We start from the raw sequence: 12159 nt of genomic DNA, 5'->3' as shown, positions 1-12159 counted from the left end.
TTACATTTGATGGGCCGGACGATGTAATCATCGAATATAATCCGGCTCTATTCAAATGGAGGACTGAACAAAGTGGCTGCACGAACGAGCAAAAAATGGTTGCATGGTTGCCTGGCCCTCGCTCTGTTTGTTGCATCAATTCTCCTGCCGCCAGCGGTATCTAATTCGGCAGGGGAGAATCTGCTTGGAAATCCCGGCTTCGAAGCGGGAGATGTGTCGTGGGAGAAATGGGGGAGTCCGGTGGTGACAACCGCCGAGAAGCATGGTGGCACGAAGAGTCTTCAGGTGAAGCGGAATACAGGCGGGGCATCTGCGTCCGTAGCAGTGCAGGAAGGTAAAACCTACAGGGTAGGCTTGTGGGTCAAATTCGCAGGAACGGGAGTGACGAGTGCGGCGATCGATCTGGATGCCTTCGGCAGTCAGCAGACGAAGCAATATCTCTATTTCTCCGGTTCGACCCAGTGGGAGTATAAGCAGCTGCTGTACACACCGGCTCCCGGGGTGCAGTACATCCGTTTCTCCTTCTGGAACAGCACCAGCAAAGATTACTATATTGATGACGCTTTGATCCGGGAGAATGTTGACATTGAACGGCCGTCAACTCCCGGAACCTGGACAGCCGAGCATGAGCCGGATTCACTTAAGCTGACCTGGGCGGGCTCTACAGATGATATGGCGGTCGAATCTTACCAGCTGTCCTACAAAAAAACAGAAGACTCCGGCTGGAATACCTTATCGGTTCCCCATCAGGAGACCGTCACATCATACACCTATACTTTGCAGAATCTTGATCCATTCTCTGTGTATGCCATTATGCTGCGTTCCAGAGATACGGCCGGCAATACTTCCGGTGCTGTGATGGGGATGGAGGCGACACCGGGCGTGAATCTGCTCACTAACGGCGGTTTCGAAACGGCTTCGATCAGCCCGTGGACCGAGACAGGAACGGTGCAGACCACAACCTACGGAACATACGCTGGACAATATGCGGCGCGGTTGCCGGGTAATTCGGCGGTCAGAAGCGCAGAGATTTCTGTGGACGGGCAAGACTCTTATCTGGTTTCCTATTGGACCAGGTCAGCAGCAGTGCCCCCGGAAGCAATAACGGTCAGTGTCAGCGTTTATCATGAGAACTCTGATGAAATCGTTCATCCGCTCATTACGAACGCCGCTGCGGTGTGGGCGCGGTCAGAAGGACAGCTGAGCACAGTTAGTAACGGGGAATATATGCAGCTGACAGCAAAGAATCAGACAGGGACGGATCAGTTCCTGGATCAGGTATATATCGGCAAGCTGCCGGAGCTTCCAGAGGACCTTGCACCTGGGGCGCCAGCAGGGTTTACCGTGAACCGTGCCGATGGTGTCTCCGCAGATCTGGAGTGGCTGGCGGCTACGGGTCCTTTTGGTGTGAAGAATTATAGCATTACCTTCAAAAAGGCGGCGGATACTGAATGGAGCAGTATAACGGTGCCTTATGTTCCTGGTCAATCCTTGTATGCTTATAAGCTGGAAGGTCTGTCACCTGAGAGTCTCTATGAGGTGAAGGTGACAGCAGTCAGCGAAGGGACGGCAGTGTCGGCGGCGAGTTCACTGGAGCTCACTACCGGCAAGATGTTCCCGGTGAATCCGGGAGCCTCGGAGGAAGCTGCAGCACTTCTGGACCGGCTCTATGCCACGGTCGGCAATGCTGTGTACACGGGGCAGCATAACTATTACGAAGCGCCATCCCTTTGGTATGATACGGCAGCAGAATTGACCGGATATTATCCGGCGATCTGGGGTTCGGATTTCGCCTATTATACCGGCGGGGATTTCAGCGCCCTGCGCCAGGGCATGATTGACGAGGCTATCAACAAAGGTCATACGGGCAGCATTATTACCCTGACGTACCATGAGCCCCGTCCTATGGATTCTGCCACCGCCGGATGGGAAAGTGTCACAGGAGATGTAACGGCAGCTCAGATGACGGAGATTGTTACTCCGGGGACTGCACTCTACAATCAGTGGGCCGCTCAAGTGGATGAAGTTGCAGAATATCTTGCCCAGCTGAGAGACGAAGGCATTCCGGTGCTGTGGCGGCCTTATCATGAGATGAATGCCGAATTCTTCTGGTGGGGCGCGCGGCCGGAGCTGTTCAGGCAGCTGTGGGACAATATGTATGACCGTTTCACCCATCTGCATGGTCTGGATAATCTGATCTGGGTATGGAGCCCGAATGCCGAGAGCTCATGGGCCTATGATTCTGCTCCTTATTATCCCGGTCATGATGCCGTAGATGTGCTGGCGATGGATATCTATAACAACGATTACCGGGATACGTATTACAACAAGCTTGTGCAGCTTAGCGGCGGCAGACCGATTGCTATAGGAGAGAACGGGGAGCTGCCGGACATGGATATGCTGATGGAGAAGCAGCCCCGGTATGCGTATTTCATGACCTGGTCACAATATTTGACCGACAAAAATTCACTCAGTGCCATTCAAGCGATCTATAGCAATCCGCGTGCACTCCATAACGGCGAAACAGGCAACGGCCCGTATGTACCGCCGCCTGCGGACAGTTATCTCATTGATGATTTCGAACAGTATGGCAGCTCGAACAGCAGCCTGCGTGCCAAATGGCAGCGGAATGTCTCCGGTAACCTGGCGACGGTCACGCTGGACACTTACCATCTGAACAGCGGTACCTACGGGCTTAAGCTGGACTATACGGTAGGCAATCCCGGCTATGCGGGGTTATACCGCAGCATGGGCAAGGAATGGCCGGGGATGGAAGCCATCTCCTTCTGGCTGCAGCCGGATGGCTCGAACCGGCAGCTTGCGGTTCAGTTTCATGAGACGAACGGTGAGGTATGGGAAGCGAGTATTCCGGTTCAAGGCACAACTCCAGTGCTTGTTAGCATTCCTTTTACAGAATTCCTGCGGCCCGGGTGGTCTACCGGCGGCAACGGCGTCATCGATCTGGGTTCCATTAAAGAGTTCGCCTTCTATATTGCACAAGGCAGCGGGACACAGGGAAGCGGAACACTGTATATAGACGATGTAAAAGCTATCAAATTGCCCGTGGAGGAAGAATAAACCCACTCTAACTAACTCTAACTAACCAAAGTGAACCCTAAAAAAATCTCCGTTGCTGGACCACAGTTTTCGTTGGCTGCGCTACTGGTAGCTCCTTCCTGGAGATCATAGAATGAAGGTGTAAAGCAAAGAAACAGGAAGGATGACCAATGTGGAAATCGAGCGGAGATTGCCCGTCCGGAAGAAAGGAAACGCAGTATCCTGGTGGAATAACTGGATCAGACAATGGGATCTTCAGCTGATGGTAGTGCCTGCTTTGATCTTCATCTTTATTTTCAGTTACCTGCCCATGTACGGAGTTCTAATGGCTTTCCAGGATTATCAGCTGTTCGGCGGATTTCTACACAGCCCATGGGTGGGCCTGAAGCATTTCGAGGCTTTCTTCAATTCCCCCGACTTCTGGAGAGTCATGCGCAACACGATGGTGATCAGTCTGCTGAAGCTCTGCTTCGGCTTCCCGGCACCGATACTGCTGGCGCTGATGCTGAATGAAGTCCGGAGTATGATGTTCAAGCGGGTCGTGCAGACCGTCAGCTATCTGCCGCATTTTCTCTCGTGGGTGATCGTCGGCGGTTTCGTAGGCTCGATGCTGTCGACTGATAATGGAAGCGTTAACATGCTGCTGATGAGCCTGAATCTGACATCTGAACCGATCAGCTTTCTGTCTGTGCCGGAGTATTTCTGGGGTATTCTCGTAGGGACGGGGATGTGGAAGGAGATGGGGTTTGCCGCCATTGTCTATCTGGCTGCCATTGCCGGAATTGATCCGCATCTGTATGAAGCCGCTTCCATCGATGGGGCGGGGAGATTCAAGCAGATCCAGCTGATCACACTGCCTTGTATCCGGCCCGTCATTATCATCTTCATGATTCTGGCGGTGGGCAATATTCTTAACGCCGGGTTTGAAGATATTCTCATTCTGGCCACCAATCCGATTCTCCGTGATGTGTCGGATGTGATCGATACCTATGTGTACCGGATGGGGATTCTGAATAACCGCTTCTCATACGCGGCAGCAGCAGGGTTGTTCAAGGCAGTTGTCAGTGTAACACTGCTGGCACTGGCCAATAAGGCAGCCAGAAAAATGGGCTCCAGCCTATGGTGAGCGAAGCAGCATCAAAGCGGTATAGATGCAGAAATGTTCATGAAATCAGACGCTGCGGGGAAAGGGGTTACAGGTTATGATGAAGCTGTCAACAGGGGATAAAGTGCTGCAGCTGTTCATTTATATCGTTCTGATCCTGCTGGGCTTCGTCACCCTGTATCCCTTCTGGAATTCCCTGGTTATCTCCTTCAATATGGGCTCGGATACATCGCTGGGCGGCATCACGTTCTGGCCCCGGGTCCCAACGTTTGATAACTATGAGGTTGTCTTTCAGGACAGCCGGATCGGGCAGGCGTTCATGATATCCATTCTGAGAACGCTAACCGGAACGATCCTGTCCGTGCTGTTCACAGCTATCCTGGCTTACGGGCTATCGCGTCATGAGCTGATCGGGCGCAGGTTCTATATGGTATTCTGCATCATTACAATGTATTTCAGCGGCGGCTTAATTCCTACCTTTCTGCTGCTGCGGGAGTTTGGCATGATGGACACTTTTTGGGTTCTCGTTATTCCCGGGTTAATCAGTGTATATAATATGATTATTTTTCGGACCTTCTTTCTTGGCTTGCCGGCGGGACTGGCGGAGTCGGCACGGATTGACGGCTGCAACCATATCGGTGTGCTGATCCGCATCGTCCTGCCCATATCGGGTCCCGTCGTGGCCACTCTTTCCCTTTTTACCGCCGTCTATCACTGGAATGACTGGTTCTCAGCCAGCATTTATATTAACGACCCCAGCCTAATTCCGATCCAGACGCTGCTGAAGCAGATCCTGAATTCTAACATTGTGACCGATCAGCTTCAGTCCGTCGGCAATGCAGCAGCCCAGGACCGTCTGGCTCTGGTGCAGTCTGTCACCACCAAGTCGCTGATTATGGCTACCACTATGGTGGCAACGCTGCCAATCATTATGGTGTATCCGTTTCTGCAAAAATATTTTGTCAAAGGGGTACTCATCGGTTCCTTGAAAGAGTAGCGCAGATTTCTTGAACTCACATGTAGAGAGGGGTTACTTAATTTGAAACGGATGACCAAACGATGGACACAAATGACGGTTGTATTATGCACGGTGCTGCTGATGGCCGGGTGCGGCGGAGGGAATAACGCGGCAGTTCAGAGTACGGCGGAACCCAGTAAAGAACCGGCGGCAGCCACTGCTGCAGCGGAAACAGCGGTACCCGCATCCACGGAGCCTTCCACAGACGCAGTAAGCACAGTGAAGCCGGTAACCTTCAGCTATTACAGCAATTATGATTGGGATACTACTGAGCAGTGGGGCGCCGACTCAACCACACGCTGGATTGCCGATACCCTGAAGGTCAACATGACTCCCGTTCAGTCAAGCGGCGCTGCCGAGACGAAGTTCAGCACCATGATTGCTTCAGGCAGTCTGCCGGATGTCATTATGACGGACCGCGGTGCAAGTGTCGAGCGTCTGCGGCAAGGCGGAATGCTGGTGGCACTGGATGATTATCTCGACAAATATCCGAATCTTAAGAATAACGCCGGGGAAGCCACACTTGGTATGCTCCGCTCAGACGACGGCAAGCTGTACCAGTTCCCGAACTGGTATACCTCAAGCCCCAACGGCAACGGCGGATGGATCATCAACAAGAAGATCTATAAAGAACTGGGCTCGCCTAAGCTGGAAACCTTCGATGATCTGTATGCCTATCTGAAGCTGGTGAAGGAGAAGTACAGTGATGTTGTTCCCCTCGAGGTTGGAGCCAAAGGCCGGGGCATTGATACCATGTATGGCGGATGGGCGGAGAACAAACCTTATCTGACGAGAGCTAATCCTGTGGGCAATGAACTGAAGCCGATCTTTGAAGACCCGATTTTCATTGAGAACATGCAGTATGCCAGCAAGCTGTTCCGCGACAAGCTGATTTCACAGGACGTATTCACGCAGACCGGCGACCAGATTAACGAAAAGCTGAAAACGGGCCGCGTCGCGGTATACGTGGATGGCGATGTGGTCAATCCGGGCCGGGGAGCGGACGGTGCCCTGAAGGCAACCGATCCGGAAGCGGGCTACGAGATCATCTGGCCAATCCACAAAGCCGGCCTGGATGCCACCAAAATCACTCCGAATAATTACAATTCCCTCGGCTGGAATGTGCTCGTGATTACGAAGAATGCCAAGGACCCTGAAGCGATCTTCTCATACCTGGACTGGTTGACCGGGGAGGAGGGCCAGCGTATTATCAACTTCGGACGTAAGGGGCTCTACTGGGATGAGACTGACGCAGATGGAGTACCGATTCTGAATGCCGGGGGACTTAGCACAGAGCAGGCAGGGAAAGACAAGGAAAGAATCGGCCGCTTCAACTGGGTAGGCAACACGACATTCATCGATCAGACCAAAGCCAAGATGGATGCGCAGCTGCCGGCTGACAAGCAGAATTGGACGACGCTGGCCCAGCAGAAAGTGACCTGGAAGACTTCCCGGAACTTCACGGAATTCGTGAACCTTGATCCGCTTCCGGATTCGGAAGAAGGAACCATTGCTACTGCCGTTAACGATATCTATCAGGAGGCTTTTGCTAAGACGCTGTATGCCAAGAGTGATGAAGAGGTGCTGAGCCTGATTAAACAAGCGAATGAAGATGCCTCAAAAGCGGGTTACGGCAAGCTGCTGGCGTACCAGACAGAAAGATGGCAGAACAACCTCAGCAAGATGAAATAACAATAGAGTCTGCCTGGGGCGTGGGGTATACTGAAGCCAAGTATACCCCATTATTTGGGAAGGGGCTGCCTTCCGCCTTATGGGGATAACCTCCGCTCTTGCGCCTTGGCAGCAAGCGGGTCCGAAGGAGGGAATGGAATGTATAAGGTGCTGCTGGTTGACGATGAGCTGCTGGATCTGAAGGGTCTGCAATACTTCATGAACTGGGAAGACATGGACATGGAAGTGTGTGCAGCCGCAAGCAGCGGCTTCGAGGCACTTGAAGTGCTGGAAGCGCAGCAGGTGGATATTGTCGTCACGGATATCAAGATGCCGATTATGACCGGGATGGAGCTTGCCCGCAGAGCACTTGAGCTGAATCCGAAGCTGAAGATAGTTTTTGTCAGCGGCTATGAGGATTTCCAGTATGCCAAGCAGGCTATTTCCATGAGTGCCTGCGGTTATGTTCTGAAGCCTGTGGACGATGAGGATATGCGGCGGACGTTGATTGATGTGAAGGAGGCCCTGAACAAGGAACGGGCGCATAGCCATCTGGAGCATTATTTCTCGGAGTCGGAACCCCTGCTGAAGCGTGAGCTGTTCATGCAGCTTCTCGATGGAACACCGGAGGAGGACCGGGTATTGCCGCTGCTTCAGCGCATGGGGATTGCTTGGCAAAGATCCCGCCTGTACACCGCTCTGCTGGAACCGGATGACCTGGCCTGGAAGCTGAACGGCTATAGTGAGGGGGCCCAAGCGGAAATAGAGCGGCAGCTGAGCCTGTCGGTTGAACAGTTCTGTGCGATGGAACGGATTCAGGTCTGCAGACTGGATCAGTTCCATTTTGCTCTAATCCTTGAAGAACGTGTAGACCATGGACGGCTAAGGGAATTCATTCATCATGCGGTCAGCGGAACTCCGCTGACAGTGACCATAGGAGCCGGACCGCTGGTGAACAGTCTGAAGGAGCTGCATTACTCCTTCCAGCGGGCCAAGGAAGCCCTTGGATTGAAGCTGTTCCTGGGCAAAGGCAAGCTGATCCTGCACACGGATGCCAGAGGGCCGGTTACGGCTGAAGCCAAGGATCTTGATGATATTCTCCAGGCCTTGTTTCAGGCCATGTCCTCTTACCGGCTGGTTGCTATCGACGATTGTAATGAGGAGCTGTTCGTGTGGGTAGGTCATATGGAGACCAAGCTGGAGATCTATCAGCTGTTTCTGCATGTGGTGTCGAAGCTCGATGCCTATTTGCATACGATTAATGAGGACTTCTACGAGGTGCTCGGACTGGACCGGAAGCATCTGAGCATTCTCTATCATTTCGAGACTACCCAGGATATGAAATCCTGGCTGCGCCGCCGTATGTTCGAGCTGTCGGAGCATTTGCAGCGCAAACGGCAGGGCAAGAAACGCAAGCTCGTGCAGGAGATTGAAGCTTATATAGAGGAACGTCTGGAGCACAACGTGATGCTGCGGGATGCTGCCAATCATTTCTCCTTCTCGCCTAATCATCTGGGGCAGATTTTTTACGAAGAGAAGGGAATCTATTTCTCCGACTATGTCTCCTTAAGACGGCTGGAACGGGTGAAGCTGCTGCTTGGTGACCCGAAGCTTAAGGTTTATGAAGCTGCCCAGCGGGTCGGCTATAAGAATCTGTCCCATTTCAGCAAGCAATTCAAGGATTATTACGGTGTCAGCCCGGGCGATTACAGGAGACATCTGTAATATGCGGCGCAGATGGAGTATGCCTTACGGATACAAGCTGATTCTCCCTTATGTGGTCTGCCTGCTGCTAGCTGTGGGTACAGTGGGCTTGTTTGCTTACAGTCATTCCGTGAACTCGCTCAAACAGAAGACGCGCGAGAACATCCAAGGCACACTGCAGCAAATGCGGGATAACATCACCTACCGTACGGATAATATTGAACGTATCTCCAGCACTCTCTATTACAACTTCAATCTGCAAAGTGCACTGCGGCGTTATGAGCAAGGCTGGTACAGCTATGAGACGATGACTAAGACTCTCATGCCTACGCTTGAGAATCTGCTTAATTACACGGCAAGCAATGTCGGGTTATCCCTGTACCTGGAGAATGATTCTATTCCTGAACTATACTACAGCGAGATTGGACCCAATCCGCTGCTCTCGACCAAGCGGTATGAGATCTTTCATCTGCAGAGAATCCGGGGAGAAGACTGGTATCATGACCTCGTGGCGCCGGAAGCTAAAACGGGTGCCGGTCAATGGCGTCAGATCCTGCGCGATGAAGAGAACGGTAATATCTCGCTGATCCAGCGGATGGATGATATCCAGAAGCAGCGGAGCATCGGTCTGATCCGGGTAACGGTGCAGATGCGGGATCTGCTGGATTCGGTGGATTACCGCAAGATCGGCGAGTATGCCACTCTTATGGTGACTGACGGGAGCGGCAGGGTGGTGCTGGAGTCTTCACCGGAGGGTGCGGAAGCCGCCAGCCTGCAATCCGCCGGCAACCTGCTGCAACTGAGTGAGCCGCTGGAAGGCATCGGCTGGGTGCTGCAGGCCTATATTCCGAACAGCCAGTTCGATGAGAGTGCAAACGAAGTGCGGAGAATGACACTGCTGGTCTGTCTGGCCAGCGCTCTGGTTCTGGCCTGTCTCGGCATCGGAGTATCCAGCTATTTCTCCCGGCGGATTCAGAAGATCGTCGGATCACTGAACGCTTTTCACGATGGAGACTTTCACAAGAGAATTAAGTATAAGGGCAATGACGAACTGGCACAGATTGCCGTAGCCTTCAACCGGATGGGCAGCAATATCGAAGAGCTGATTCACAAGAATTATGTCGCCAATCTTCAGAAAAAAGAAGCGGAGCTGGAATCGCTGCAGGCGCAGATCAATCCGCATTTCCTCTACAATACACTCTCCTCGATCAATCGTCTGGCCCAGTTCGGAGATATTCAGAAGCTGCACACCCTTGTTCAGGAGCTGGCCAAGTTCTACCGTTTGTCTTTGAACCGGGGCGGAATTATCACAACCGTGGGCAATGAAATTGAGCATGCCAAAGCTTATATTGCCATTCAGGGCATCAAATACGGGGAACGGATGTCAGTATATTACGATATTGACCCCGGGGTGCTGGAGTATGCGACGGTGAAGCTGATTCTGCAGCCGATGATTGAGAATGTGCTGGAGCATGCCTGGTTCGGCAGCACCATCGGAATCCGGCTGGTGGCGGAGAAGAGGGAGGACAGCATCATATTCAAGATTATAGACAATGGGGTAGGCATGAATGCGGATACCATCCGGCAGATTCTGGCCCCTGAGGGGACCCGGATCGGCTACGGCATCCGTAATGTAGATTCCCGGATTAAGCTGCATGGCGGCAGTGAATACGGAGTGCTGATCGCCAGCCGTTCCGGAATCGGCACCTGTGTGCAGATTTCGATTCCCTGCCGGTTATAACCGTATAAGCAGTCAATCGGCTACAAAGGAGTTTGGACCGTATTGAAGACCATTCACACAGGAGATTACGAGATCCTTCTTGAAGGAAGCAGTCCGGACTTTCAATCTCAGCTTCATGTGGAGCATGGAGTAGATGGCATTGCCTACGCCATCCTGACGCTCAGTGCTCTCGTTCCGGCAGCTCCCCCCAAGCTAACCCTTCGCTGGAGCTGCCAGGCCATTGATATTCAAGGAATGTGGCATCCGGCAGCGGAACGAAACAGGGGACTGGTTCCCGACTGGCGGGAGGGGTTCCTGTCCAGATCCACTTTCTCTGCACCGGTTGTCAGCCTGTATGGCAGCAGGGGGAACAATGTTCTGACCTTTGCCTGCTCAGACGTCTTGAATCCGCTGGAGCTGCGTGCGGGGCTGAATGAAGAAACGTCCAGCTTTCAATGTGCAGTAACGCTGTTCGCAGGCGATGTCTCTCCCATAACACATTATGAGCTCATCCTGCAGCTGGATTCCCGCAGCGTTCTTTACTATGAAGCACTGGGCGCAGCGGGGAAATGGTGGGCAGGCTTGAAAGGGAGCGAGCCGTCCCCGGTTCCTGATACCGCAAGGGAGCCGGTGTATTCCACCTGGTACAGCTTCCATCAGCAGCTGAAGCCGGAGACCGTAGAGCTGGAGTGCAGACTCGCAGCTGAACTGGGCTGCGGCGCGGTAATTGTGGATGACGGCTGGCAGACGTCAGATGAAGCCCGGGGGTATGCATATTGCGGAGACTGGAAGGCCAGCCCGGACAAAATCGCGGATATGCAGGCTCATGTAGCCCGTGTCCATGACCTTGGCATGAAATACCTGCTGTGGTATGCGGTGCCGTTCATCGGCAAGCATAGTGAAGCCTGGCTGCGCTTCAAGGATAAGTTACTCTACTATAGTGAGAGCTTCGGAGCAGGCGTGGCCGATCCCCGTTATCCGGAAGTACGGGAATACTTAATTTCCTTATATGAGCAGGCACTGCTGGATTGGGATCTGGACGGCTTCAAGCTCGACTTTGTAGACAGCTTCTATGTAGAAGGGCAGGCTGCCAGTCAACACGATGACGGAACGAACGGCAGGGATACAGGCTCGGTTCCGGAAGCCGTCGATCTGTTGTTAAGCGGAATCCTCTCACGCTTGCGGCAGCTGAAGCCGGATATTATGATCGAATTCCGCCAGAATTATACCGGACCGCTGATGCGCAAATACGGCAATATGTTCCGGGCAGCAGATTGTCCGAACGATGCCCTGCAGAACCGGATGCATACAATCGATATCCGGCTGATCTGCGGGGATACCGCGGCACACGCCGATATGCTGATGTGGAATCCGGAGGAACCGGTCGAGGCAGCGGCATTGCAGTTCATTAACATTCTGTTCGCTGTGCCGCAGATATCCGTCCGGCTGGATACTCTGCCGGAGCCGCATAAGGCTATGCTGGGCTTCTGGCTAAGCTTCTGGCGCGGGCACCGGGATGTATTGCTGGACGGAACATTGGAGCCGGTGAGTCCCGAGCTGCTGTATCCGCTTGTCATCGCCCGGACCGCGCAGAAGTGGGTGTTTGCCGCTTATCATGATACAGTAATCCCTTTAGCAGGGGATTTGCCCGGGCTGGTTCTGGTAATCAACGGGACGCTGAACCCGCGCCTGGTACTGGAGATGGACCGCGATCCGGGTCTGCTTCTTGTGAATATCCTCGACTGCCGGGGAACGGTTGTAGCGGATCACAGGCTGCTGTGGAATAAAGGATTGCATGCACTAGAGGTGCCGCCGGCAGGGGTAATCATGATTCGGCCTGCCAGAATAGCTGAATAATTGATCTTACAAGACGCCTGGTCCCCC

7 protein-coding genes are annotated in these 12159 nt (G+C 53.2%); all 7 read left to right on the top strand.

Going from position 1 to position 12159, the window contains the following annotated elements; genetic code table 11:
* Positions 1–72 precede the first annotated feature (72 nt).
* On the top strand, positions 73–3078 hold the full coding sequence (locus tag NSQ73_RS16375; protein ID WP_340987302.1) for a glycosyl hydrolase: 3006 nt from the start codon (positions 73–75) through the stop codon (positions 3076–3078).
* A 142-nt stretch (positions 3079–3220) separates the two neighbouring features.
* Entirely contained in the window at positions 3221–4183 is a 963-nt protein-coding gene (locus NSQ73_RS16370; protein WP_042137054.1) for an ABC transporter permease, read from the top strand.
* A 76-nt stretch (positions 4184–4259) separates the two neighbouring features.
* Positions 4260–5159, top strand: a complete 900-nt coding sequence (locus NSQ73_RS16365) for a carbohydrate ABC transporter permease (protein WP_171719403.1) — start codon at positions 4260–4262, stop codon at positions 5157–5159.
* 51 nt (positions 5160–5210) lie between these two features.
* Positions 5211–6872: an extracellular solute-binding protein gene (locus tag NSQ73_RS16360; protein WP_340989295.1), complete on the top strand. Its 1662-nt coding sequence runs from the start codon at positions 5211–5213 to the stop codon at positions 6870–6872.
* Positions 6873–7010: 138 nt separating this feature from the next.
* The gene (locus NSQ73_RS16355) at positions 7011–8576 is read left to right on the top strand and encodes a response regulator (protein ID WP_340987301.1); all 1566 of its coding nucleotides are present in this window, start codon (positions 7011–7013) and stop codon (positions 8574–8576) included.
* A 1-nt stretch (position 8577) separates the two neighbouring features.
* Entirely contained in the window at positions 8578–10296 is a 1719-nt protein-coding gene (locus NSQ73_RS16350; RefSeq protein WP_340987300.1) for a cache domain-containing sensor histidine kinase, read from the top strand.
* Between the two features lie 42 nt (positions 10297–10338).
* Positions 10339–12132, top strand: a complete 1794-nt coding sequence (locus NSQ73_RS16345; RefSeq protein WP_340987299.1) for a glycoside hydrolase family 36 protein — start codon at positions 10339–10341, stop codon at positions 12130–12132.
* Positions 12133–12159 lie beyond the last annotated feature (27 nt).

It is taken from the genome of Paenibacillus sp. FSL R10-2736, assembly GCF_038000245.1.
GTDB classification, from domain to species: domain Bacteria; phylum Bacillota; class Bacilli; order Paenibacillales; family Paenibacillaceae; genus Paenibacillus_AQ; species Paenibacillus_AQ phytohabitans.
Note: the sequence above shows the minus strand (reverse complement) of the source record. Positions and strands in the feature narration are given on the sequence as shown.